Origin of the sequence: Haematospirillum jordaniae, from assembly GCF_001611975.1 — a bacterium.
Lineage (GTDB): Bacteria > Pseudomonadota > Alphaproteobacteria > Rhodospirillales > Rhodospirillaceae > Haematospirillum > Haematospirillum jordaniae.
The window spans coordinates 509,682-534,853 of the sequence record NZ_CP014525.1 but is presented as its reverse complement, the minus strand read 5'-3'; the positions used below and the strand labels follow the sequence as shown (position 1 = coordinate 534,853).

18 protein-coding genes and 2 pseudogenes are annotated in these 25,172 nt (G+C 52.1%); 19 read left to right on the top strand and 1 reads right to left on the bottom strand.

Annotated features, from left to right (window positions below; all coding sequences use genetic code 11):
• Positions 1-279 precede the first annotated feature (279 nt).
• The 16 genes and pseudogenes from AY555_RS02615 (at position 280) to rfbB (ending at position 19,700) form a co-directional block, all read left to right on the top strand.
• A complete protein-coding gene (locus tag AY555_RS02615; protein WP_082811818.1) occupies positions 280-1,152 on the top strand; it encodes a class I SAM-dependent methyltransferase in 873 nt (290 codons plus the stop codon).
• Positions 1,145-2,479 carry a lipopolysaccharide biosynthesis protein gene (locus AY555_RS02610; protein WP_066133057.1) on the top strand — a complete coding sequence of 445 codons (1,335 nt, stop codon included), beginning with the start codon at positions 1,145-1,147 and terminating at the stop codon, positions 2,477-2,479. Before AY555_RS02615 ends, AY555_RS02610 begins: the two co-directional genes overlap by 8 nt.
• 186 nt (positions 2,480-2,665) lie before the next feature.
• Entirely contained in the window at positions 2,666-4,168 is a 1,503-nt protein-coding gene (locus AY555_RS02605; RefSeq protein WP_066133055.1) for a hypothetical protein, read from the top strand.
• Positions 4,165-5,247 (top strand): glycosyltransferase family 4 protein, encoded by a 1,083-nt coding sequence (locus tag AY555_RS02600; RefSeq protein WP_066133052.1) that lies wholly within the window; start codon positions 4,165-4,167, stop codon positions 5,245-5,247. Before AY555_RS02605 ends, AY555_RS02600 begins: the two co-directional genes overlap by 4 nt.
• Complete coding sequence (locus AY555_RS02595; protein ID WP_066133048.1) at positions 5,241-6,173, top strand: glycosyltransferase family 2 protein; 933 nt, start codon at positions 5,241-5,243, stop codon at positions 6,171-6,173. Before AY555_RS02600 ends, AY555_RS02595 begins: the two co-directional genes overlap by 7 nt.
• A gap of 479 nt (positions 6,174-6,652) precedes the next feature.
• The gene (locus AY555_RS12245) at positions 6,653-6,778 is read left to right on the top strand and encodes a hypothetical protein (RefSeq protein WP_280648965.1); all 126 of its coding nucleotides are present in this window, start codon (positions 6,653-6,655) and stop codon (positions 6,776-6,778) included.
• 19 nt (positions 6,779-6,797) lie between these two features.
• Positions 6,798-6,947 (top strand): annotated as a pseudogene (locus AY555_RS11730) (hypothetical protein); the annotation flags it as partial.
• A 187-nt stretch (positions 6,948-7,134) separates the two neighbouring features.
• Positions 7,135-8,253, top strand: a complete 1,119-nt coding sequence (locus tag AY555_RS02590) for a glycosyltransferase family 4 protein (RefSeq protein ID WP_156483271.1) — start codon at positions 7,135-7,137, stop codon at positions 8,251-8,253.
• A 245-nt stretch (positions 8,254-8,498) separates the two neighbouring features.
• A pseudogene (locus AY555_RS02585) lies at positions 8,499-8,960 on the top strand (class I SAM-dependent methyltransferase); the annotation flags it as partial.
• Positions 8,961-8,964: 4 nt separating this feature from the next.
• Positions 8,965-10,884, top strand: a complete 1,920-nt coding sequence (gene asnB / locus AY555_RS02580) for an asparagine synthase (glutamine-hydrolyzing) (RefSeq protein ID WP_082811817.1) — start codon at positions 8,965-8,967, stop codon at positions 10,882-10,884.
• Positions 10,884-12,833, top strand: a complete 1,950-nt coding sequence (gene asnB / locus AY555_RS02575) for an asparagine synthase (glutamine-hydrolyzing) (RefSeq protein ID WP_066133036.1) — start codon at positions 10,884-10,886, stop codon at positions 12,831-12,833. Before asnB (AY555_RS02580) ends, asnB (AY555_RS02575) begins: the two co-directional genes overlap by 1 nt.
• Positions 12,834-12,837: 4 nt before the next feature.
• The gene (locus tag AY555_RS02570; RefSeq protein ID WP_209315829.1) at positions 12,838-13,971 is read left to right on the top strand and encodes a glycosyltransferase family 4 protein; all 1,134 of its coding nucleotides are present in this window, start codon (positions 12,838-12,840) and stop codon (positions 13,969-13,971) included.
• A gap of 198 nt (positions 13,972-14,169) precedes the next feature.
• Positions 14,170-15,633, top strand: a complete 1,464-nt coding sequence (locus AY555_RS02565; RefSeq protein WP_066133031.1) for a mannose-1-phosphate guanylyltransferase/mannose-6-phosphate isomerase — start codon at positions 14,170-14,172, stop codon at positions 15,631-15,633.
• 459 nt (positions 15,634-16,092) lie between these two features.
• Positions 16,093-16,590 carry a transcription/translation regulatory transformer protein RfaH gene (gene rfaH / locus AY555_RS02560; RefSeq protein WP_066133026.1) on the top strand — a complete coding sequence of 166 codons (498 nt, stop codon included), beginning with the start codon at positions 16,093-16,095 and terminating at the stop codon, positions 16,588-16,590.
• Between the two features lie 96 nt (positions 16,591-16,686).
• Entirely contained in the window at positions 16,687-18,609 is a 1,923-nt protein-coding gene (locus AY555_RS02555) for a polysaccharide biosynthesis protein (protein WP_066133023.1), read from the top strand.
• A 26-nt stretch (positions 18,610-18,635) separates the two neighbouring features.
• On the top strand, positions 18,636-19,700 hold the full coding sequence (gene rfbB, locus AY555_RS02550) for a dTDP-glucose 4,6-dehydratase (RefSeq protein WP_066133021.1): 1,065 nt from the start codon (positions 18,636-18,638) through the stop codon (positions 19,698-19,700).
• Between the two features lie 53 nt (positions 19,701-19,753).
• On the opposite strand, the gene tsaD is transcribed toward rfbB, so the two are convergent.
• Positions 19,754-20,827, bottom strand: coding sequence for a tRNA (adenosine(37)-N6)-threonylcarbamoyltransferase complex transferase subunit TsaD (gene tsaD / locus AY555_RS02545; RefSeq protein ID WP_066133018.1), 1,074 nt, complete (start codon positions 20,825-20,827; stop codon positions 19,754-19,756).
• A 54-nt stretch (positions 20,828-20,881) separates the two neighbouring features.
• Between tsaD and hemC the strand changes: the two genes are divergently transcribed.
• From hemC to AY555_RS02530, 3 genes are read left to right on the top strand one after another with little or no spacing between them, the layout of a single operon-like run.
• Positions 20,882-21,826 (top strand): hydroxymethylbilane synthase, encoded by a 945-nt coding sequence (hemC, locus tag AY555_RS02540; RefSeq protein ID WP_066133015.1) that lies wholly within the window; start codon positions 20,882-20,884, stop codon positions 21,824-21,826.
• A gap of 32 nt (positions 21,827-21,858) precedes the next feature.
• Entirely contained in the window at positions 21,859-23,769 is a 1,911-nt protein-coding gene (locus AY555_RS02535) for a uroporphyrinogen-III synthase (protein WP_066133013.1), read from the top strand.
• 4 nt (positions 23,770-23,773) lie between these two features.
• Positions 23,774-25,126, top strand: coding sequence for a heme biosynthesis HemY N-terminal domain-containing protein (locus AY555_RS02530; RefSeq protein ID WP_066133010.1), 1,353 nt, complete (start codon positions 23,774-23,776; stop codon positions 25,124-25,126).
• Positions 25,127-25,172: the final 46 nt, after the last annotated feature.

Sequence of the window (25,172 nt, the reverse complement as noted above, 5' to 3'; positions counted from 1 at the left end):
AGGTAATAAACTACGATCAGGTGGGGTGCCTATTGTTGATGATACAGACGTGATTACGGATTCTGCTCTTGATTCATTCGAATACTCGCGGCGACTATCCTACAGTAATGGGATATCTGAAATGACTCTTGTATTTCACCCATAAGTTCATAGGGCTGTAATCTCTGTGGCTATTAGAGAAATTGAGAATCCAATGGCCGAAACATATTTCTTTTCCAAGAATTAGTTTAGGCAGCATATTCATGAACAAGCGGATCATAAATTTCTAGGATTTAATCTGTGCAACTTAATGATTTGGCGCGCCAAGCGTGGATGGAGTTTCTTGGCAATAAAGACAATCGAGGCCACTCAGAGCGGGAATTGACAGGATCCGATATAGATTGTCATGTTGATGCATGTTGGCAGTCTGCACTGGCTACTGTTGAGCGTATAAGTCACGACTTCCATGGTAATGAGCCAAATTGCATTCTCGAAGTTGGTGCATCCACGGGGCTCAATTGTTTTGCGCTAAGAAAACGGTGGCCCCAGTCTAGGGTCATTGGTATTGAGCCGGAGTACGTCGCCGTACGCGCAGCGCAGATGATGGCGCAAGCGCTACAGGAGCCTGTTCCCGAGTTTATCCTTGGCTATGGTGAGAGTCTTCCCTTGCCGGATGCTTCTGTTGATTTGATCGTTTGCCATACAGTTATTGAGCATGTGCAGGATGTCGAGGCCGTTGTTGCTGAGATGTCCCGGGTTTTGTCACCGCAGGGCGTTTTGCACCTTGAGGCCCCTAACTACGTTTGGCCTTATGAACCGCATTTAGGTATTTGGTGTCTCCCTGTGCTCGGTAAGGCTGGGGTTAAGCTGGCTGCCGTTCTGCAGGGTAAGAAGCAACAGATTGGCTTTCTGGAGCACCTGCAGTTTGTTACGCCCTCTCGTCTTGAGGCAGCCTTTAGACGCCATGGTTTGACTTGGGACAATCGGGTCCGGGAAAAGATCTTGCGTACGCTGAATGGTGACTCTAGCCATGTCATGGCTTATCGTCATGCTGCTGCAGTGCTGCGGCTACTTTCTAGAATAGGCATGGGTAGATTACTTGTGAGCAGCATTTTGTGGTTGGGTCTCTATCCCAGCCTCCTTTATTCTTGTAGAAGATGCAGGCGTGGCTAGGTTTTTGGCAAAAATATTGATGGGTCTCTCTATCAACCGTGAATTCGCTTTAGCTCTTTTGACAGGCTACGGCTTGACGGGGTTGATGATAGTTATCCAGCTTATACTTGTCCCCGTTTATCTTACTCATCTGGGTAAAGAGCGATTTGGCGTCTTGGCAATCATCATGGCTACCAATAACTATGCCGCGGTTGCCATCGCATGGCTATCTGGAGGTATGGCACGCATCCTTGCGGAAAAGGCTGCCGTTGATGATAGCGCTGGGTTTCGCGAAGCCTACGCATTCTCAAAGATTGCCTACGTGTTGTACGCACTTGTTGCAATAGCTCTTTTCTGGTTGGTTGCGCCTTGGCTTATGCCTCGTGCCCTAGCCAGCACAGAGATCCAAATCGCAGCTGCACTGTCGTGTATTTATTTTTTACTCGTTTACGAATACGGTAGTGACCGATTAGCCTTTATTGCCAAGAAATTGCAGGCGCGTGGCAATCTGCAAGAGGCTGCGGGACAGGCAGTGTTCGGTTTAGGTGTTGGCGCAGGACTCTCTATGGACATGGGGCTGCCGGGTGTAGTTTCTGCCCAGATTGCAGGTATTCTTTGCACTCGAATTCTGGCTTGGATGTACTGGCGTAAAGATCACTACAAACTTGGATGGCAACTGCGCATCACAGGATGGCGCGTATTATGGTGTCGTGTGAGTGGACGCGTTGGGCGTGATTATGTTTTCTACGGCGTTCTCGTGCTGACTCTCCAGGCCGATGCCTTGATTATCGGTTGGCTTTTTGGTCCTGAAACTGCAGCAAGTTATTACTTGCTCTGGCGCATACCAGAGGTGTGCATCTTGCTTATATGGAGAATTCCTAGCTCGTTTGCACCTTATTTCATCTTTATGGATGCGCGTGGTGAACATGATGCTCTTCGGAAAAGTTACAATAAAGGTCTCTTGGCGATCCTTATCTTGGCGGGCATAGCATCTTTGATTTATGGTCTGGTGGGTCAGTGGATTGTAAAGATTTGGGTGGGTGAAGAGAACGCTCCTGTGGATGAGTTGCATTATGTGGTAGCGGCACTGGCACTTTTCTGTATAGCACTCACTCGGTGGCCCTCTGAGTTTGCCTATTCGTTGATGAATACGACGCCTTTGCTCAAAATTGCTTTTCTTGAGACATTCTCAAAGCTTGCCTTGGCTAGTATTCTTTTTGGTGTAGTGGGTTATATTTCTCCCATATTATCTATTTTTCTGGTGCACGCGCTAGGTGTTCTTTATCTATACATCCGTTTGGGTAGGGTCACCCTGTCACGGTATGCACAGAAAAGTTCCTCTGAATGATTCCATTTATTTACGTAGTCCGCCGAGATGTGCGGCGGCAACCCTTTTGAGAAGTGTGCATAACTTCGTGTGTAATTCGTGGACTCTGCGGTTTCTTGGAATCCGCTCTATGTCTAATGCCAGTCTTGGATTGCAGCCCGGCGAGGGGTGTTCCATCTGGATTCCTAGTGGTGCGGGACAGGCTTAATGATCTTCTCTCTAGTACTATCTATCCTGTTTATTGGAGTCTTGTTTTTTGATCTATCCAGGCGGATGTCATTTGGTAGAGCAATTCTGTCTCCTATTTTCTACTTTTCTTGCCTGTGGTTCATGGCATTTCCTTTGCATGCGTGCCTTCTGTTTTATGGATGGGTTGATACACAGCAGAAAGTGGTTATTCATCAAGGTGATATGATAGCTGCAGTATGGTTGTCTTTGGCCAGCTTGTTCGTTGTATACTGTGGTACCCGAACTGCGCGCGTGCCAATGGCTACGCAATCATTCGTCGATAATAAAGTCGACAACAGACGTCTCTGTATAGTTTCTGCGGTGATTGCAGCGCTGATTGTTTTGGCAATTATTTTTCTGTCACAGATTGCTTCCGAGCGTGGTGTTTTGTTAGCCTTTTCTGGTAACGAGCAGAATGAGGCTCGAGTAGGTAGCGGTCCCTTGTTTATGCTTGCCGAGCTATTCATTTACGGTTTGATTGGGGCTGTAGCAGCCCTGCTGTCCGCTGATCGGCGCAAGGGATTCTGGGTGCTGCTTCTGATTATCTTTGCTGCGGGTCTCGTCTTGGCCGTCTATATGGGTATCGTTCTAACCTCTCGCCGGATTATTGTTTTACCTCTGTTTGCTCTTGCTTTGGCTTGGTTGTACACATACTGTAAGCGCCCTCGATTGTGTATTGTGCTGGGGGTCAGCCTGCTTGCGGGCACAATTATTGCTACGCCTGCCTTGAATAGTCTGAGGTACGTAGCCGCACCGCCGCCTATCGAGGCTAGAGGAAGTGTCATCATGCGCCATTGTCGATGGGTTGGCCACACACCCGTTCCTCAGCAAGCAGTAACTATTTTGGATGCGAATGGAAAGGAGCGAATGCTCTCCGGTTTCAGTGCTCACGTTGCTATGAAATTTTGTGACTGGTCTCTTTTCGGTGTCTACCTGTTTACCCAAGCAATAGCTTCTTCTTATGGCTTGGTTGATCATCTTGCGACCTTCCTGCATAAGGCAAGGCTATCCGAAATATTGGGTGGCGTTGATCATGGGGTTGCTTGGAGCTACAATGTCGTACTTGCCTTGGTGCCGCGCGCGATATGGGAAGAGAAGCCATTGCATTATGGTAGCGTGGCTATACAAAAGTGGCTTTATCCGGAGATGTACAAAGATAATCCGGTGACCATGACCTTACCTCCGTCCTTCATTGTTGATTTTTTGTACGGTTTTGGATTGCCGTCTCTTCTTGCGCTTTGTTTCACTCTTGGTCGTTTCTTGGATATGTGTCATGTTTGGCTTATTTCTGGTCTCCAGAATAGGAAATATACTCGATTCATTATTGGCTTGTTTGTGATGTCTTGTATGTTCAATGTCGTTCGTGGCGGAACTGGTTTTATACAGTCAATAATAATTATGCTTTTCATTTCTGTACTTATGTATTGTGACGAAGAAATAGGGAATTTTTTTCTTCGGGTGCGAAGAGATGAGTTGAAATGAGAGTATTGTTCTATCCTCATAAGTACTTGCGCGATCGTCAGCTTGATACTGTGAGGCGTTGGCCTCCTCATCAGGCGGTGAACCCCGAATTAGCGCAAAGAAGGAATGGTGACCAGGTTAGTTCCTTGTATGCCAATGCGCCGCGGCTTAAAGCTTCATGGAAGCAAAAGCTGCCTTTGTTGAATCTGAGGCTACGTCCCTATGGAGCCTCTCGTGATGCGGTAGTCTATGTCTGGGGTGCGGTTATTGCTACGGGTCAATTCATTGTCGATCTGGATAATCCTTGGTCATTGGTGGGGTATAATCTGCGTGCCATGCCGATGTATCGATATGTTATCAGGCGTATCTTGTTAGCCGATCGATGCTTGGAGATCCGTTGCATGAGTGAAGCTTGCCGCCTTAGTTTGAAGGCTTTATTTGGCGATGAGGTCTACAGAAAGGCCATTGTTCACTATCCATGTATTCCTCAGGTTATCACGGAAGTTACAGCAAGGACTGCAGGCGAATGTCGGTTCCTTTTCGTTGGCACTCAGTTTGAGATTAAAGGGGGTGTGGCTTTGCTCAAGGCATTTCGGCGGGTATACGATCAGGCAAGTCATGCGCGGTTAGATGTTGTTACGCACTTGCCCGCTGAATATGCGTATTTGGCTGAAGGATGTCCCGGAATCCATGTGCACGAGGCACGGTTCACGCGCAGCGAAATTCATGAGCGGTTTATGCGTCAGGCCGATGTACTGATCTTACCGACTTATGTTGAGTCGTTTGGTATGGTGGCTTTGGAGGCATTAGCGCATGGCTTGGGATTGATCGCAACTGATGTTTATGCACTGCGTGAGCTCGTTGAGGATGGGAGAAATGGGCGACTATTGTCGCCGCCAATATCGGTATGGGATGGAGTTCTTCCATCTCAATATTACTACGATTGGGAGAATATAAAGCAAAATATTCGGAATACTGATATGTCATCTTTTGAGAATGACCTTTTTAAGGCAATGCTCGAATTCTCAATAGAGCCATGGCTAGTAAATTCGGCGCGGCTTGAGAGCGTAAAAATCATGAAAGAGCGTTTCGTATGTTAGTGTCCCATGTCATACCAGCGTACAATTCTGCGGACACAATTATCCGGACGCTTGATTCGGTTCAGGCAGAGTCTTTGCCAGAATCGCTTTCAGTAGAAGCTATTGTCGTGGACGACGGGAGTTCGGATGCTGCTGAATTGGCAGAAGTGGTTTCACGATATTCATTTGCACGTCTGTTCGTTCATGAAAAAAATAGAGGCATGTGTGGCGCTAGGAACACCGGAATTCTAAAATCTAAGGGAGATTTCTTAATCATTCTGGATTCCGACGATGAATTAGTTCCTAGATGGGCGGATACTTTTATGTCAATAGTCTCAGATTGGCCTTCTGATACTAATATTTGTTATGCTGCGTGTCGCAATCAAGAGGGTCATCCTACAGCGGAAGATCCAGATTATGAAGGATATTTGACCCTGTATGATATCCTTAATGAGCGCCATTCTGGGGAATATATCCCTGTATTCCGAGGGCATTACATAAGGGGCAAGCCCTATATTGATTTAGGTACTAAGAAGTCCTGTGGTATTGTGAGCTACATTAATTTCGCCTTAGACGGACCCTTCTGGGTAACTGCCCGAGTTCTCAGGATCTATAATGAGGGTCGCGCTGGCTCGGTTACCTCTGGCTGGACGAGCGCAAAGAAGGCACATGAGGCTATCTTGTGTTATGGAGCTTTATTTGAGCGGCATGGAAATTTATACCAACAAATGGCGCCAGTAGTATGGCGCTCTAAGCATCTCCGTTTGTCTGTCTATCTGAGATTTGCAAACATGCCCGGGTTTTGGCGATGCTGGGCATATGGTGCATCGTTTTCTTGTATCAAAGAAACTATTGGGGCTCTTCTTATCCTGATTGTTGGTCCCCGATTTGGGGCTTGGCTTGCCGGTGCGGCAAAGCAGATTGGCCTAATCAGGCGCTATGGTTAGAGGGAGCGTTTGATTCCAAGTAGTTATAATTCATTCGGATTTACAAGGTTTCGACGGAGTTTACAGTGAATTGAGGCGAGGCTAGCTATTGGCACTATGATCGGCGAATGGAACTCTATTATACAATATCACGTGATTTTTCATGTAGGAGTTCATGATGTTAATTTGTAAATACAGATAAAATTTAAACATAACTTATTTTATAAGGCGATTATTCTGCATAGCTACTGTGCACTATTTTGCAGATTTATTTTGCGTGTGAATACATAATCTATGTCACTCTTGACCCAGACGTTTCTTGGGTTGGTCTGGATGTGCTTCATCGCTGGTCTTTGCGGAGAGCGGAGGGATGCGAGCCGCTCTGATGGATATGGGGGAATATCGTGGGGTGCTTGTCCATTGTCCGGGGGCACAGCTGGGCGGCTGGCGCAACAGGGGCCTCACAAGGAAGGCTTTGCTCATAAAGCCGCTGCAGCTTTATGAGCAAAATTCACGCCCGCGCAGACGATCTTGGTTTCAAGCTGACCGGCGGCGAAAGCGTGTGCGCGAGCCTGCTTTTCCATGGTGTTCTGCCGGTGATTCCGCGCCGGTCCAATCGCTCTTAGCCGATTGCATGCAATGCCGGACCACAACCGCATCGAGCGCATGTTTAACCGCCTCAGGCAGTTCCGTCGCATCGCCACCCGTTATGACAAAACGGCCAATTCCTTCCTCGGTTTCCTACACCTAGCCGCAGCCAAGCCTTGGTCGCCAGAATCTGGCAGATGGGTCTAGGGCGGAGTTGTGGGGGCAAGATATCTCTCTAGTATGACATTCTTGATTGGTTTGGTGGTTGTCAAATTGCAGTCGCTATTTCAGAGAAAATGATCCTATAAAACGAAAGCTTCGTTCTAGGAATCTTGATGGCCATGCGAGGGCGATGCAGCTGCGATGAGATTATATTTATAGAGAGCTAATTAAGGTGAGTAATACTTCTAATTCGCATCGAGTTAGCGTTTTGTTGCTTTTCTCGTCCAGTCATCTTGGTGGGGCAGAGCGTAGTCTTTCTCGTATGGCCTTTGCCTCTAAAGAGGTAGCCTATCAATTGGCAACCTTGTGTGGCGAGGGGCCGTGGTGTGACTGGGTTCGCTCACAAGGACGCAAGCCGCTGGTGCTGGGGTGCAGGCGTGCTGGCGCTCTATCGATATTTGTGGCTTTCTGGCGTTTGATTTGGCATGTCCGCAGCCATTCAATTGATGTGATTTATGTTTGTGGTGTGCGTGCAGCATTCTTTTTACGGTTTCTTCGCATCTTGATGCCCGGGGTGAAGCTGGTGCACGGTGTGCGCTGGAATCCTGATTCTGATAGTCGGCTTGATCGGTTATTCCGGTTGGTTGAGCGGATTTCGCCCCCGCTTGTAGATGCATGGATTACCAATTCTGAGGTGGCGACGCGGACACTGGTATCTCGCTGCAACATTCCCGCAGAGCGAGTCTTTGTAATCTATAATGGTCTGGATTCGTTGCCAACAGAGGTGCCACCAATAGACGATCGGCCCTTGGAAGTGTTGACTGTTGCAAACTTGAATCCCAGGAAGGGGCACCGGGGGTATCTGCAGGTGGTTCGCGAAGTGATCAAGGTCGTGCCTGATGCTAAATTTGTTTTTGTTGGGCGTGACGACATGAATGGAGAAATACAGCGAGCCATCGAGGACGCCGGGCTTTCCGGCTATATTTCCTGCGAGGGGTTCCAGCCCGATGTCACGCCGTGGTTGAAGCAAGCCCGATTGATGGTTTTGCCTTCTTTGTGGGGAGAGGGGTGCCCTACGTCGATTTTGGAGGGATTTTCCTACGGTCTTCCGGTGGTTGCTTATGCTATCGACGGTATTCCAGAGTTGATTGACGATGGAATTAACGGGTTTGTCGTGCCACCCAATGAGCCGGCGGACCTCGCACGTGCCATCGTGTGCATTCTGAAAAATCATGTGATGACACAGAGTATGGGTATAGCGTGCAGAGAAAAAGTGTCTAGTCACTTTACCTTGGCGCGTTGTGCCGATGAGCATGTAAGAATATTCAGTGTTAAATTGTTTTCAATCTAAATGGCCTCGCGAGAATTGACATGAGCTTATCCTGCAAACCCTTTCGTCCTGACTGGTCAAGGTTCTTTCTTGATACTGCGCTGGGGGAGGTCTTTGCAAATCTCTCAAGAGCACACGGCAAGTGTATAAATATTGGCTGCGGGACAGAGGGCCGTTACCGGGAGCTCCTCTCCAGTTATGAGGTGGATGGGGTAGATCTTGCTGATCCGGGGGATAGTAATATACCCTAGCGCTATCACCAATGTGATGCCAGTCGTTTGCCCTTTTCTGATGCCGAGTTTGATCTGGCTGTGGCTATCGAGTCTTTCGAGCACATTGAAAACAATACGCAGGCTATCCAAGAAGTGAGTAGGACGCTCAAGTCTGATGCTTGCTTGGTGATCACCACGCCAACGCATTGGACTTGGCCATTCGAGTTTGGGCGCCATGGCCCTCACTATTACGATAAGGCAGCGCTTATCAAGCTTCTTCAAGGCAGTGGGTTTCAAGTGGTTTTGTGCAAAGCCTGCGGAGGGGGGGTATTCTGGCTGGCCAATCTCCTGAAATCTTGGTTATCGCCGTTTGGTTATCGTATCTTGGGCAAAAAGTGGTGGACGATGATTGATACGGTACTGTTGCCTATCTATTTTATTTCGCGGTTTACCGATCGCTTTCTGGTATTTCTGCCCACGAATTGGCTCATACTTGCTAAGAAATTGGGTCATTGAACGAATGTGCGGAATTTTCGGATGGCTGGGGCCAGGAATTGACCCCTTGTTGGCTCTGCGCCTGCGTGATGGGCTGCGCCATCGCGGTCCGGATGATGCGGGAGCATGGTTTGACCAGGATGTTGGCGTTTGGTTTGGGCAACGCCGTCTGTCGATCCTAGATTTATCACCGCTTGGGCATCAGCCTATGCATTCGCCTTGCGGTAGGTATGTCCTGACATTCAATGGTGAGGTATATAACTATAAGGAATTGCGTCATCGGCTTGAGTCAGCTGGCTATACGTTCCGCGGGGAGTCGGACACAGAGGTGGTATTGCTGGCGTGTGCAGCATGGGGTGTCGAGGGTGCTGCACAGTGCTTTGAGGGGATGTTTGCCTTTGGCTTGTATGATCGAGCGGAGCGTGTTTTGTGGCTGGTGCGCGATCCTATGGGGATCAAGCCGCTTTATTATGCGCACCGTGGTGATAGTTTTGCATTCTCCTCTGAACTGACAGCTCTACTGCCGTTGCCTTGGATCGACAGGTCTATCAATCAGGATGCGTTATTTTCCTATTTCCGCTATGCATACGTTCCTGCTCCGGCTTCTATCCTGAATAGTGTCAAAAAGCTGAGTTCCGGCACACTACTTCGCTTTGCGCATGGTGAGGCAGTATGTAGTTCTTATTGGGATCTTGCCGAACGGGTCACCACACTGCGGCAGAGTGTGAATGCGTCGATGTCGTTGCAGGAAGCTGCAGATGAACTTGAGATTCGTTTGCGCCACTCTGTCAGGCAACACATGCAGTCAGATGTACCCTATGGTGCTTTTCTTTCCGGTGGCGTTGACTCTTCTGCGCTGGTGGCTTTGATGCAGTCCGAATCGTCTTACCCCGTCAAGACGTTTTCAATTGGCTTCCGAGAGGCATCACACGATGAATCTGCCCATGCACGGGCTGTCGCTCGGCATTTGGGTACCGAGCATCATGAATTGATCTTGGATTCTGATGAGATCCCCGCATTGGTACCGACGGTTGCCGGTTTTTTTGATGAACCGTTTGCAGATAACAGTTCGATCCCAACCTACTTGGTATCCCGTTTTGCACGTGAGTCTGTGACCGTTTGTCTGTCAGGTGATGGGGGAGATGAGTTATTTGGTGGATACCCTCGTTATTTCTGGGCAAAGCGCATTGAAGCACTGCGCCAGCGACTCTCTCCGGGGGGGGCTCGGCTGGCTGCCAGAATGCTGCAGGCTATACCGGCGACAGTATGGGACCATATGGTCAATCCGGCTCTAGGTTACCGTTATTCCAGTGCAGAGGGGCTAGCCTATCGGGTACGGCGCTTCGCGGCTTATCTTGGCTGTGATCGTGACGCTGCGTATAAAAATACAATGTCTGTATGGAGTGATCCGGGTCATCTTCTAGGTTTTGAGGCAAAACATTCGCTGGGGGTAGATGCCGTGCACTATCCCGATCTGTCATGGGCAGAAGAGATGATGTTGGTCGATCAGCGGAATTATTTGCAGGATGACATCCTGACAAAAGTTGATAGGGCGAGTATGGCGGTTTCGCTGGAAGCAAGAGTGCCACTGCTGACGCACCCGATAGTCGAATGGAGCTGGCAGATTGCACCGTCGCTGAAACTGGCTGACAAGGGGGATCGCGGTAAATTGGTGCTGCGTGAGTTATTGTATCGACATATTCCAAAAGCGTTGATTGAGCGCCCCAAGCAGGGGTTTGGCATGCCAGTGGGGAAATGGTTACGGGGGCCACTGAAGGATTGGGGGGAAAGCCTTCTCAGGCCTGCAGACCTTGATGCCTGTGGATTGAATGCGAAGGTGGTGTCGTCTGTCTGGCGAGAGCATCAGATGGGGTTGGATCGGCAGGCCACATTATGGACTGTATTAATGTACCGTCAGTGGTATCAACAGGTGATTGGCATATAATGTGTGGTATTGCAGGTTTTCTGACAGCAGCGGGGCCTGATGCACCCGAGGCGATCCTGTACCGAATGGCAGAGGCTATCAGGCATCGTGGCCCCGATGACTCTGGAATTTGGTGGGACCGAGATGCTGGTATCGGTTTGGCGCATCGCCGTTTATCCATTCTTGATTTATCCCCGGCGGGGCATCAGCCCATGGTATCGCCAACGGGGCGTTATATGGCCGTATTCAATGGGGAGATTTATAACCATCTTGATTTACGTGCCACACTGGAAAAAGACGGTGTGGATGCCTGCTGGCGTGGTCACTCCGATACAGAAACGCTTCTCGCTGGGTTTGACATGTGGGGTGTTGTCGCGACGCTTGAGCGGGCCATTGGTATGTTTGCTATTGCGGTGTGGGACCGGGAGAGCCAAACGCTGACATTGGTGCGTGATCGTATTGGTGAAAAGCCACTTTACTACGGTTGGCAGGGAACAAGCTTTCTCTTCGGTTCGGAATTGAAAGCACTGCAAGCGCATCCAAGCTTTTTTTCAGAGGTGAATCGCGACGTATTGCGCCTGTTCATGCGCCATAACTATATCCCTGCACCTTATTCCATTTACCAGAATATCTTTAAGCTACCGCCGGGATGTGCTCTGACAGTTTCGCTGCGAGAGCGTGAGCCAAAGCTTGTCGTGTATTGGTCGCTTGCGGAGGTAGCGAAAGCTGGCATAGAAAGCCCGTTCGAGGGCAATGTAAAGCAGGCGATAGACGAACTTGAGATTTTGCTAAAGGATGCTATACGCCAGCAGATGATGGCGGATGTGCCGCTGGGAGCATTCTTATCGGGGGGAGTTGACTCCTCAACAGTTGTTGCCTTGATGCAAGCACAGTCCCGACAGCCGATAAAAACCTTCACTATCGGCTTTAATGAAGCGGGCTACAATGAAGCCGTGCACGCCAAAGCTGTGGCCCGTCACTTGGGAACAGAACATGCCGAGCTGTATGTGACGCCACAGCAGGCGATGGACGTTATCCCCAAGCTGCCTAGCTTATATTGTGAGCCTTTTGCGGACTCCTCACAGATTCCAACGTTTCTGGTTTCACAGCTTGCGAGGCAGAAGGTCGTTGTTTCCCTATCGGGCGATGCTGGGGACGAGTTATTCTGTGGTTATAACCGCTATGTTTTAACACAAAAACTCTGGGGGAAGCTGTCTAGAGTACCTACTGGGATGCGGGCATTAGCTGCTTCTGGTATTCGGGTGTTGTCGCCGAGTGGCTGGAATCGCATGATCGGCCCCCTGCAGGCGTGGGCACCTCATTCAATGCGCTTTGCCAACATCGGGGATAAATTGCATAAAGGTGCTGGAGTGCTGGCCGCTCGGCAAGTTGATGACCTCTACCTTGGCCTTCTAACGCACTGGGATCCTGATGAAGTTGTTCTGGGTGGTCACGAGCCAGAGACTTACCTGAATGGCTCTCCCCCCAACCTCGGCGGGTTGGATTCTGTACCACGAATGATGGCATTGGATACCATTACGTATTTGCCTGATGACATTCTTGTCAAGGTTGACCGCGCTGCTATGGGTGTTTCTTTGGAGAGTCGTGTTCCATTCTTGGATCACCGTGTCGTCGAGTTTTCTTGGCGTATTCCGCAGTCAATGAAGTTGCGAAATGGTGTTGGAAAGTGGATTTTGCGGGAGGTCCTTTATCGGCATGTTCCCAAGCAACTGATTGAGCGCCCCAAGATGGGTTTCGGTGTACCAATTGATGCTTGGCTTAGGGGCCCGCTTAAGGATTGGGCCGAAGCTTTGTTAGACCAAGATCGTTTGCGACGTGAAGGTTTCTTCAATCCAGTTTCTGTTCACACGAAATGGGCGGAGCATTTGTCCGGTAAGCGCAATTGGCAATACCTACTTTGGAATGTATTAATGTTTCAGTCTTGGTTAGAAAGACAGAGATTGGTTTGAAATCTTGATTGTTTTGTTCATCGTAAACAGCCCTGAGTTCTTCTTGTCCCATCGCCTGCCTTTGGCGATTGCTGCCAAGAGTGCAGGGTATGAAGTGCAGATTGCCACGGGACCAGGGGAGGCTTGTCACAAGATCGTCGAGCTGGGGTTTCGGCATCATCTTTTGCCAATGTCGCGCAGTGGGCGGAACCCACTGTTTGAACTAAAAGCCTTGTGGGGAATTCATCGGGTGATGAGGACGATCAGGCCCGCTCTTGTCCACTTGGTGACTATCAAGCCTGTTATTTACGGTGGCTTGATGGCAAGGCTGACACGTGTTCCTGCAATGGTGGCTGCCATATCTGGTTTGGGCACGATGTTTACTGGTCGCACGCAAGTGCGCTCTTGGATGCGCTGTAGTGTTGAGTGGCTGTATCGACTTGCATTGGGGCATGTGAATGCAAAGGTGATCTTCCAGAATCCGGATGACCGCGCAGCATTGCTTGGTATGGGCGCAGTGCGCGAGGAGAAAACAGCCTTAATCAAGGGATCGGGGGTGCTGCTAGCTGCATACTCCGTACGGCCGGAGCCAGAGGGTATGCCGGTGGTTACTTTTGCAGCGCGACTTTTAAAAGATAAGGGAGTGCAGGAGTTCGTTGATGCCGCGCGGAGGATAAAGGCACGCGGTATTGCGGCACGGTTCTTGTTAGCTGGATCTCCAGACCCGGGTAATCTTACATCGGTTCCGGAAAGCGAGCTTTCTCTTTGGATCAAAGAGGGGATTGTTGAGGTTCTAGGGTATCAAAGTGACATTCCTAGCCTCTTTTCCAACTCTAACATTATCGTCTTGCCGTCATATCGTGAAGGTTTGCCGAAAGTACTTATTGAGGCAGCGGCTTGTGGCAGGGCAGTCGTAACCACGGATGTACCTGGTTGTCGCGATGCCATCGTGCCTGGAAAAACAGGGGTTCTGGTACCTGTTCGGGACTCTGGTGCTTTGGCGGATGCGATTCAGTTTTTGATCGAAGACTCAGTTAAACGCCGGCAGATGGGGGCCGAGGGTAGAGCTTTTGCCGAGAGGGAATTTGCTATCGAGCAGGTGATTGATGCCCACTTGACGATTTATAAAGAGTTATTGGCTGATGGTGTGAACCAGTAAGTAGGGGTTTCCTTGTTACGGGAGGAAAAGCTCTTATTGTGACAAGCGCTGATTAGCATGCCATTAGTCTTGGAACAGTCAAAGGCAACAGCATACTTGACATGTCTCAGGCGTTTGAGAGAGTGCTCCGCTTGCTTTGGGAGATATGTATGCCAGTACATGGTGTTTCCAGACTTCTAAAGGTTTGAGAGTGACTTCATGGCCAATAACGTCAAGTTACAGCCCGTTATTCTCTGTGGTGGCTCTGGGGCCCGTCTATGGCCGCTTTCCCGTTCAGGATTTCCAAAACAGTTTCTATGTCTGACGGGTGCCGAAAGCCTGTTTCAGCAAGCCGCCAACCGCCTGATAAGCTTGGATGCTGAAAATATTCAGGCGGCTGATCCTTTCGTTGTAGCAGGCGAGGATCACCGGTTTCTGGTAATAGAGCAATTGCGTGAGGTTGGTGTTAATCCACGTAAGATTTTGCTTGAGCCTGTGCCCAAGAATACCGCCCCCGCTCTTACGCTAGCTGCGCTTGCTGCCATTGATAATGGTGAAGATCCTGTGCTGGTGGTGACCCCTGCTGATCAGATTTTACAAGATGACGGTGCCTTCAAGCTGGCAATGCATGGTGCCATTCGCCAAGCAGACGAGGGTACTATCGTTCTCTTGGGGGTTACACCAGATCATCCAGGAACAGGGTACGGCTATATCCAAGCCTTGGTAAAGTCTACTGCTACCTTTGTCGTTGAGCGATTTGTCGAAAAACCTGATCAAGCTACAGCTCAGCAGTACTTTACAGAGGGGTGCTATTACTGGAATGCTGGTATGTTCGTGCTTAGGGCTTCCATCTGGCTCCAGGCTATAGAACATTTCCGTCCTGATGTTCTGGCTGCTACTCGCGCTGCTTGGTCTAATCGCAGTGGAGAGGCGGATTTTGTGCGTCCCGGTGTTGCCGAATTTGCTGCAATTCCCTCGGAATCAATTGACTATGCTGTTATGGAGCGCTGTCCGGGAAGCCATTTCTCTCTCCATATGATCCCGCTGGATGCCGGTTGGAGCGATCTGGGCGCGTGGGATGCGGTCTGGAATGTGCTATCAAAAGACAATCAAGGTAACGCACATGTCGGTGATGTACTTACCACAAACAGCCGTAATACCTTGGTGCATGCCTCGAGCCGTTTAGTTAGCTTGGTAGGTGTGGAAGACCTTATCGTAGTGGAAACATCTGATGCAGTCTTGGTGGCCGACAGAACCCGCAGCCAAGATGTAGCGCACATTGTCAATCAACTAAAATCTAGGAAACGTGAAGAACACACATTGCATCGTAAAGTGCATCGTCCGTGGGGTTGGTACGACAGCATTGACGAAGGTGGCTGTTTCAAGGTCAAGCGCATACAGGTCAAGCCTGGTGCCAGTCTCAGCTTGCAGAAACATCATCACCGTGCAGAACACTGGGTAGTGGTCAAGGGCACCGCAGAGGTCACTTGTGGCAATAAAAAGCTTCTGTTCGTTGAGAATCAGTCGACCTATATCCCACTGGGTGAGATCCACCGACTTAGCAATCCCGGTACCATTCCGCTGGAAATCATAGAGGTGCAATCGGGCAGTTATCTGGGTGAAGATGATATCGTCCGTTTCGAAGACCACTATGGGCGTGTCCACGTATTGAGCCCGACCTGAAATACAGTGGTTGATTCTGTGGCAGATGCTACTTGGAAGCCTAATCTTAGCTACCATTAGGTGATAGATTTGCAAGCTATTCTGGGATGTGATCTACCGCACCTGAAAATTGACAGCGGATGTAGGTTTAACTCTGTGTTTCATTGCCAGAGATCAGCCGTGTTGTTTTGTGGTGAACGGACTGTAAGGGCTGGGTACGGTTTTCGCGGAAGACCAGTCTGGAGGCCATAGTTATTATAATTTAGTGTACAGCGCATCATGTCTGGGACCTCTGTCATTTCATGGCACTTTTTCTGGTTGAAATGCATAGCGGTTCCTTCACACCAACACACTTCTTGGTGGCTTATTGTCGTGAACTCCCTCTTGATGTGAACATTGGCTAGTGATAGCAGAGGTGGACAATTCTTATCTAGGGCTGGGTATTGTCCCGGTTGAACCGCCCCGTTAAGGACGCCGAGTATGCAATGGTACCTGATACATGCCAAGCCAAGGCAAGAACAACGGGCGCTTCTTAATTTGGAACGTCAGGGGTATTCTTGCTACTTGCCGCTTCTCTCTCGTGAAAGAATCATCCAGAGAGAGAAAAAAGTTGTCCAAGAACCGCTCTTCCCCCGTTATTTGTTCGTCCGCTTGGATGGGGGAAGTCCAGCAAGGGGACTAGCTCCTGTGCGCTCTACCTTGGGTGTGAGCCGTTTGGTCAGTTTTGGGGCTGAGCCAGCGCGTATTGACGGGCAGTTGGTAGAGTTCTTGAGACTCAGGGAGTCTAGTTCACTGGCGAGTCCAGAGGCTGTTTTCCAGTCTGGCGAGCGCGTTCTGCTTTCGGATGGACCTTTTGCTGGTATAGAAGCTGTGTATCAGATAGATGATGGCGAACAGAGAGCTATGGTGCTCATCGAGTTTCTGAGCAAGCCCGTTATGTTGCGTGTATCCCAATCCAGCCTGCGCAAGATCGTCTGATATGGTCGTGCCCTGTTTTCCGTAAAGGGTCCAGATGCCAGTTAGTCTGTGTCGTTCCTTGTGGTACACTTTCCCGTCAACAGGTGAGTTAGTCCCTTGATACGATGCATCCTGACCAAAGCGGCCTTGCCCGTGCTGTCTCTCTCCCGGACGGCCAAGAGATTCGTCGTCCTGACGATTGATGTTGGCTTGTGTGTTTTTTGCGTATGGTTGGCACTGGGAATACGGCTGGGGTCTTTTGTGGTATTGTCAGGGCCTGCGTTGTGGGCCAGCTTTCTTGCTGTTGCGACAGCTCTCCCGGTTTTTGTCGCTTTTGGATTATATCGGGCCATCTTCCGGTATGCGGGGTGGCAAGCCCTGATGGCTGTGACCTTTGCCACCGCTGTTTTTGGTCTTGTGTATACGACGATTATTGCGGTGATCGGCATTCCGGGTATTCCGCGTACGGTTGGTATTCTTGTTCCTGTCCTTGTTCTGTTATGTGTCGGTGCGTCACGAGCCATGGCTCGTCTTTGGCTTGGCGGTTTGTATCAAGATCAGATGCGGCGTGCTGCCTTGCCTCGTTCGCTGATCTATGGTGCAGGAGCGACCGGACGCCGCCTTGCTGTCGCAATGGTCAACAGTCAGGATCGCTGCGTGATCGGCTTCTTGGATGATGATGATCGCCTGCACGGCCACAGGCTGGATGGGCTCCCTCTGTACAGCCCGGATGATCTGCCCAGTCTGGTTGCGACCCTTGATATTCGTGAGGTTATTCTTGCCCTGTCGTCTATATCACGTGACCGGCGCAACCAGATACTCGCGCGCCTGCTGAAAGCCGGTGTTGCTGTCCGTACTGTTCCTGAGGACCCTTCTCATCCTGCTATAGTCGTGGATCTGGATGTTGATGATGTTCTGATGCAAGAGGCAACGGGGCCCAACCATATCCTTCTGTCGCGCTATGTGTCAGGAAGGGTTGTTTTGGTAACAGGTGCGGGGGGAGTAATCGGCAGTGAGCTGTGCCGCCAGCTGATGCGTCTTGAGCCGCAGACGATTCTTCTGGTCGATCACAGTGAGTATGCACTCGCGCCTTTGTATCAGTCCTTGCTTTACGTTGCAGATGAGACTTCCGTTCGCCTTATTCCACTTTTGGCATCGGTCTGTGATGAAGATCGCATGCATGAAATTATGGCAACGTGGAAGCCCGATATCATCTACCATGCTGCTGCTTACAAGAATGATGCCTTGGTTGAACACAACCCAGTCGAGGCGATCAAAGTCAATACGCTGGGGGTATTGACCGTTGCCAGTGCGGCTCTGGAGCATGGTGTTCCAAATTGTGTGTTGGTCAGCACAGATCAAGCCATGTGCCCGACAACGATTATGGGGGCGAGCAAAAGATTGGCGGAGATGATTTTGCAATCTCTGGCCGGTGAGAACGGCGTAGCCTGTTTTTCGTCTGTCCGGTTCGGAGTGGTTTTTGAGCCTTCTGATGCCATTTTGCCCCGCATGTATCGCCAGATCCGCGAAGGTGGCCCGGTGCTGATTTCTCATCCGCAGGATGTCCGCTGTTTCATGAGAGTGGAGGAGGCGGCCTGTTTGATTATCCAAGCTGCTGCGTTGAGCCGTGGTGGGGAGATTTTTCGTCTGGATATGGGGCAGCCAGTTCTTTTGGGTGACCTTGCCCGACGTATGATTGCCTTCTCTGGCCTGACTGTCCGGGAAGACCAGAACCCAGATGGGACTATCAGCATCGATGCTACGGTCCCTGATCCCACGGTGAATCCTGTCGGCAGGTTTGACTCTTCAATCCGTACGTCTCATCCCCGTATCCTGATGGATCATGAACCCGATGTTCCAGTGTGGTCGTCTTTGCAGGACAAGCTGGATGCATTCTCCTTGGCATTGGCTGTGAATGATGTGGGTGTGGGGCGTCGTATGCTTGAACAGATGGTTCCATCCTATCAACCGGGGCAGGAGATTGTGGATTGGATTCTCCTTGAACAGGAAGCAGAAGCAGATGTTCTGGAAGGTCATTGACGTGATTTGATGAGGGGTGAGGGGGGATGCTTCTGGTAACTGGTGGGGCTGGATTTATAGGTGCCAACTTCGTTCTTGATTGGCTTGCCGTTTCTGATGAGCCAATCGTCAACCTTGATAAACTGACCTATGCCGGGAATATCCAGAATCTGGATGCCTTGCACCATGATACCCGCCACACCTTTGTTCGGGGTGATATCGGTGATTACGATCTTGTATCGGATCTATTGTCCCGTTATCGGCCGCGTGCTGTGATCAACTTTGCAGCTGAGTCCCACGTTGATCGTTCGATTGATGGGCCAGAGACTTTTATCCAGACCAACATTGTGGGAACGTTCCGCCTTCTGGAGGCAGTGCGTGCTTTCTACGGGTGCATGACTGCCGCGATGCAAACGCGTTTTCGTTTTCTCCATGTATCGACCGACGAGGTCTACGGGTCTCTGGACGAAACGGCGCCAGCATTTATAGAGGAAAGCCGTTATATGCCCAACAGTCCATATGCTGCCAGCAAGGCTGCTTCGGACCATCTTGTCAGGGCTTATCACCACACCTATGGCCTTCCGGTTCTGACAACCAACTGTTCCAACAATTATGGGCCATTCCAGTTTCCTGAGAAACTGATTCCCCTTTGCATCCATAATGCACTGACCGGCAAGCCGTTGCCGATTTACGGGGATGGGCAGAATGTCCGTGACTGGCTGTATGTGAAGGATCACGGTGCGGCGATCCGTAGGGTTTTGGAGGTCGGTGTTCTGGGGGAGACCTATAATATTGGCGGATGCAGCGAGAGCACAAACCTAGATCTTGTCCGGATGGTGTGCCAGATCCTGGACGAGCAGAGTCCCCGTGCCGATGGTGCTTCATACCTTGAGCAGATTACATATGTCCGGGACCGTCCCGGGCATGATCGCCGCTACGCCATCGATGCAACAAAGATTCGCGATGAACTCGGGTGGTGTCCTGCCGAAAGCCTTGATACGGGCTTGCGCAAGACGGTGAGCTGGTACTTGGAGCATCAGGGCTGGTTGCAGCAGGTTACAAGCGGTGCCTATCGTGAATGGGTTCAGCACCATTATGAGCCAAGCTGCTAGGGCTGGTCTGGACCTTGCCCCCGGGTACGGCGTAATACCTTCTGTTTAACCTGTCAGGCTTTGGCAGCACCGGCACCTGTTGATTTTGGAGCGTGTGGGTCTAGTGGCCAGCGTGGTCTGGGTCGGAAATCCAAGGAATCTGTCTGTCCCCGTATCAGGTGCTCAGCTCCGGCCCAAGCAATCATTGCGGCGTTGTCCGTGCACCACCGCAGGGGCGGGGCGACAAATTCAAGACCGTGCTGTATTGCTGCATCCTGTAACATATGGCGCAGCGCCATATTGGCGGCGACGCCTCCAGCTGCAACCAGAGTTTGCCCTTGTGGCCATCGATCCTGGAACAGGCGGATGGCGCGGTGTATGCGGTCCGATACGGCATCAACCACTGCGGCTTGGAATCCGGCAGCCAGATCATGGCGGTCCTGTTCGGACAGGGGGCCTGGTGGTAGTTTCTCCACGGTCTGTCGTACGCTGGTTTTTAGCCCCGAGAAACTGAAGTCACATCCCGGGCGCCCTTTCATAGGGCGGGGCAGCCGGAAGCGGTCAGCCTTGCCCAAGGTGGCAGCCTGCTCCAGGGCTGGCCCACCCGGGTAACCCAAACCAAGCATTTTGGCTACCTTGTCAAAGGCTTCCCCCGCAGCATCGTCAATCGTGGTGCCCAGCCGGTGGCAGCGACCAATATCTTCCACCACCAGAATTTGGCAATGTCCGCCTGAAACCAGCAGAAGCAGGTACGGGAATGCGACGTCATGACTCAGGCGCGGGGTCAGGGCGTGACCTTCCAGATGGTTGACCGCGATAAAGGGACGCTTATGGACCATGGCCAAGGTCTTGGCTGTCATAACCCCCACAATGACCCCCCCGATCAGACCCGGTCCGCCGGTGGCGGCGATGCCGTCCAGATCCGCAAATGTGCATCCGGCTTGGGTCATGGCCTCGTGTACCATGCGATCAATGTGGTCGAGATGGGACCGTGCGGCAATCTCGGGCACAACGCCGCCATATGCCCTGTGCTCATCCAGCTGGCTCAGGATGGATTCGCCGCGTATGCGCTCACCACAGGGTGCATGGCTGTCCACGATTGCGGCTGCTGTTTCATCGCAGCTGGTTTCAATGCCCAGAACACGCATGATGCTGATTTAGTCCTTCACTTGCCCGAAGCAAGCCCTTACAACACAGGAGCTATGAATGCCACAGAGAAAGTACGCATCGGTACCCGCGGCAGTCCCCTCGCGCTTGCACAGGCACACGAGGTACGCGCCCGTTTGACCGCGTCCTGTCCGTCTCTGGCCGCGCCAGAGGCTGTTGATATTGTTGTAATCCGAACGACAGGGGACGCCATTCAGGACCGGCCGCTTTCCGAAATCGGGGGCAAAGGTCTTTTCACGCGTGAGCTGGATGAAGCCATGTTGCGTGGTGATATTGATCTGGCTGTCCATTCCATGAAAGATGTGCCGACGGTTCTGCCTGATGGTATTGACCTGCCCTGCATGTTGGAGCGTGAAGATCCGCGCGATGCGTTTTTATCCCTAAAGGCGTCGTGTTTGGCAGACTTGCCGTCTGACTCTGTGGTGGGGACGGCTTCCCTGCGGCGCCAGGCTCAGATTCTCGCGCACTTTCCTCATCTTCGGGTCCAGATTCTGCGTGGTAATGTCCAGACCAGAATGCAGCGCCTGGAAGAAGGGGTTGTGGATGCAACCCTGCTGGCCTTGGCTGGCTTGCGTCGGCTGGGTCTTGATGATCGTGCAACGTCTGTTCTTGATACGGATGAAATGCTGCCTGCTGTTGCACAGGGGGCTATTGGTATAACATGCCGTGCCAGTCATCGGGCCATGTATGATATCCTCCAGCCCCTGAGCCATCTGCCAACCATGATCTGTGTTTCCTGCGAGCGTTCTTTTCTGCAAACCCTAGATGGATCCTGTAGGACCCCGATTGCCGGATTGGCCGAGTTGATAGAGGATGGAACACGTCTCCTTCTGAGGGGATTTGTGGCCAATCCAGATGGATCGGGTGTTCGTACCGGTGCCCGTACTGGTTTGGCGGAAGATGCCATCCGTCTGGGACGTGACCTGGCGATGGAGCTTGCAGCCGGTCCTTGTGGCAGGGCGTATGGTATGGGTGGATGATAATCTGTCCGGAAGGTCAAGGGGAACAGACAATGCGGGTTCTGGTAACACGGCCAACAGAGGACACGGAGCGCTTGGCAGTCCCGTTGCGTGCGCTGGGCATGGGCGTAATAACAGCGCCGTTGTTGGCGGTTGTTGATCATACCCCCGACTCGTTGCCGGATCTTGGGGCTGCGGGTGGCCTTCTTCTGACCAGCGCCAATGGAGCCCGTGCCCTTAAGCGCCTTCTGCACCGTTCCCCGGCTACTGGTGACGCCGTTTATGCTGTTCCGGTTCTGGCAGTTGGTGAGCATACGGCCCGTGTATTACAGGATGCTGGTTTCACCAACGTGCAGTCCGCAGATGGTGACAGTGCGGCCCTGTTTGGGTTGGCTTGCCGGACGTTTGCTCCGGATATCGGTCCCCTATACCATCTGGCAGGGGTTGATATTGCGGGTGATCTGGCTGGCGATTTGCGGAACAAGGGTTACGACTGCACCCATATTCCCTTGTACGAGACACAGCCCATTCCCCTTTTACCGTCCGAGGTGGTTTCTGCGTTCCGCACCAAGGATCTGGATGGGGTTGTGCTGTGTTCGGCCCGAACAGCAAAGGTTTTTATCTCACTGGTGCGTCAGGCTGGTTTGGAAAGCCATATGGCATCGGTTACAGCTTGGTGCTTGTCTAAGGCTGTTGCCGATGCGGTATCAGATCTCAAATTTGACAAGGTGCATGTTGCTGAAGCCCCGCAGCAGGATTCCCTGCTGGACCTTTTCCGGAGCGTTGCCGGGGCAGGGCAGGAAGGAACACCAGCCGGGGCGGTTGAGCCTGACGGAGGTGTCGGGCGTGCCAAACAGGGCGGGATGATGCGATGGCGTATCCCTGTCCTTGCTTTTGGCGTGTTCGTCGCTTTGATCCTGATCGGTTCGGGATGGCTCTCATCGGTGCTGCCGCGTTTGTCTGTTTCTCTTGATCTTCCATTGATTTCCCGGGGTGGGACTGTGCCGGAAGCAGCGGATGTCGTGGCCTTGCGCGGGGAACTGGATGATGTGCGTGCTGCGCTGGGCAACATGCGCCAGACACTTGATCAGACCCGGTACCGGTTGGCCTTGGCTGAGCAGCAGATACAGCAGGGCCTTTCCGATCTTGCCCCGGATCCGGGGGCAGAGCCTGACGTGGCGGCCGATGACAACAATGTCCTTCAAGAAAGGCTGGACGCCCTTGAGGCAGCCTTGCAGGGCATAGAAGCGCGCATGCCGCTTTCCCGCGATGATGCCATCAATGCCATGGGGCGCCGGATTGACGAATTGTCACGTGACCGAATTGGTGCAGGGACTGTTCTTGGTCTTGCCGATCGTGTTGCGGCGATAGAAGAACAGGTGCGTCGAACCTCCGGCCGTCAGGAACGTGTGGTGGCTTTTATGCTGGCTGTCGGTCAGCTACGTGAGGCTATCGATGCAGGAAGGCCCTATGGCTTGTCTCTGCGAACAGTGCGGGCCCTGATGCCTGAAGGTGTTGACCCATCTCTTTCGCTTTCTGCCCTGCACGATTATGCTGACAGCGGTATTGCCACGCCGGTTGCCTTGGATCGTCAGCTATCTGACCTTGTTCCGGCGATTATCCGTGCTGGTTATGGGCCGGATGACCAGTCGGCATGGTGGGCGCGGACCGTGGATGCCCTGACGTCCGTTGTTTCTGTTCGCCGCGTTGACGGTGCTGATGTGGCCGATTTCCCGGCGGCTGTGACAGCTCGTGCGGCCGAGGCAGCTTCCGGTGGTGATCTTGCCTCTGCTGTGGCCGAGTTGTCGCGTTTGTCCGGTCAGGCTGTCGAGGTTGCCCAGCCGTGGATCCAGATGGCTCAGGCCCGCCTTGCCGCCAATGCAGCCCTAGATGTGTTGGTAGACGAGGCCGTCGTGCGCTTGGGGGTTGGTGATCCATTGCCTTCCCGGAAGCCGGAGGGATAAGGAGATGGTTTTCGGTCTGCTGCGTTGGCTGGTCACGGTTGCGATTTTTGTTGCCTTGGCCGTCTGGTTGGCCCGGAATCCAGGGATGGTTTCTGTGCAGTGGCTGGGGTGGCGGGCAGATACCAACGTTCCTTTTCTTCTGATGCTTTTGGTACTGTCTGGTGGGTTTGTCTTCTGGCTTTACGGTATGCTTCGCCGGATTGTATCCCTGCCGTCAACGGTCGGGAGCTGGATGGAGCGTCGCCGTCTGAAAGAGGGTGTGGCTGCTCTTGGCTATGGCTATGCTGCGGCCCTGGCGGGGGATGCTGTTGGTTTGCGTCGTGCGGTTCGTACTGCCCGTCGTGATTTGGGAAGTGATTCTGCGGTACTTCTCCTTTCAGCGCAGTCGGCTGAGATTGCAGGGGATCATGCGGCGGCTGCCAACATTCTGGCAGGTCTTCTTGATGTTCCCGAGGTACGCCCCGCTGCCTTGAAGTCCTTGGCAAGAATGGCGGGGCGTTCTGGGCGCCATGCGGAACAGAGGCGCTTGGTCCAAGAGGCTTTTGACCTTAATCCGCGCCTGGACTGGGCTGCCTCTATGTTGTTGGAGTGCCAGGTTCGGGACCACGACTGGGAGGAAGCCCTGTCCACGGCAGAACTTGGACAGAAACTGGGTGTTCTGGAGTGGAAGCAGAGCGTCAGAGCTGTGTCTGCTTTCCGGACGGCATATGCTGAAACCCTGTTGGAACAGGGTGATACCAGCGCTGCACGACGGAATGCCCGAAAGGCCATGCGTCAGGACCGTCATTTTCTGCCGGCTGTCCTGACGCTGGTGCGTGCCTTGGGGAGGGAAGGGGCCCCGGCCAAGGGGATGTCCCTGATCCGGGATGTCTGGCCAGATATGGCACATTCTGCCCTTGCTGCGGCTTTTCTGGAGTTGTGCGCCCGCGAGCCAGAGTTGCAGCGCGTGGCCCGGGTCAAGACATTGACCGACAGGGCTCCTTCACATCCGGAAAGTGTTTTTCTTCTGGCTACGGTTTCCTTGGAGGCCAAACTGTGGGGGCAGGCTCGGTCGGCTTTGGAGGGATTGTACCGTAACGGGCTTGAAGATCCGCGCCTTGCGTCCTTGATGGCTTTGGTCGAGGAGGACGAAAAGAAAGACTCTGCCAAGGCAGCTCTTTGGCTTCGGCGTGCCGCCCAATGGTCCCTTGGCCGTTCCCCTGATCCGACACCGGTTTCAGCCCGGGCTTGGCTTTCTTCCGTGTTTCTGACTGCAGCCGTCCCGGCCTTGCGGTCTGCTTTGCCTGCTCCGCGTCCGGAAACAGGGGATGGGGCAGACAGAAAAACCCCGGCACCCGGAGATATCTCACTGCCCTGAGATATCTCGACAGGTAACCGGGGTAAAGTGCCCTTCTCTCTGCTCT

Bases quoted from the DNA above. Each gene is read 5' to 3' on its own strand.
- AY555_RS02535 (WP_066133013.1), top strand. From the start codon at position 21,859: ATGCGGGTTCTGGTAACACGGCCAACAGAGGACACGGAGCGCTTGGCA.
- asnB (WP_066133036.1), top strand. From the start codon at position 10,884: ATGTGTGGTATTGCAGGTTTTCTGACAGCAGCGGGGCCTGATGCACCC.
- AY555_RS02600 (WP_066133052.1), top strand. From the start codon at position 4,165: ATGAGAGTATTGTTCTATCCTCATAAGTACTTGCGCGATCGTCAGCTT.
- tsaD (WP_066133018.1), bottom strand. From the start codon at position 20,827: ATGCGTGTTCTGGGCATTGAAACCAGCTGCGATGAAACAGCAGCCGCA.
- AY555_RS02595 (WP_066133048.1), top strand. From the start codon at position 5,241: ATGTTAGTGTCCCATGTCATACCAGCGTACAATTCTGCGGACACAATT.
- hemC (WP_066133015.1), top strand. From the start codon at position 20,882: ATGAATGCCACAGAGAAAGTACGCATCGGTACCCGCGGCAGTCCCCTC.
- rfaH (WP_066133026.1), top strand. From the start codon at position 16,093: ATGCAATGGTACCTGATACATGCCAAGCCAAGGCAAGAACAACGGGCG.
- asnB (WP_082811817.1), top strand. From the start codon at position 8,965: ATGTGCGGAATTTTCGGATGGCTGGGGCCAGGAATTGACCCCTTGTTG.
- AY555_RS12245 (WP_280648965.1), top strand. From the start codon at position 6,653: ATGAGCAAAATTCACGCCCGCGCAGACGATCTTGGTTTCAAGCTGACC.
- AY555_RS02530 (WP_066133010.1), top strand. From the start codon at position 23,774: ATGGTTTTCGGTCTGCTGCGTTGGCTGGTCACGGTTGCGATTTTTGTT.
- rfbB (WP_066133021.1), top strand. From the start codon at position 18,636: ATGCTTCTGGTAACTGGTGGGGCTGGATTTATAGGTGCCAACTTCGTT.
- AY555_RS02605 (WP_066133055.1), top strand. From the start codon at position 2,666: ATGATCTTCTCTCTAGTACTATCTATCCTGTTTATTGGAGTCTTGTTT.
- AY555_RS02565 (WP_066133031.1), top strand. From the start codon at position 14,170: ATGGCCAATAACGTCAAGTTACAGCCCGTTATTCTCTGTGGTGGCTCT.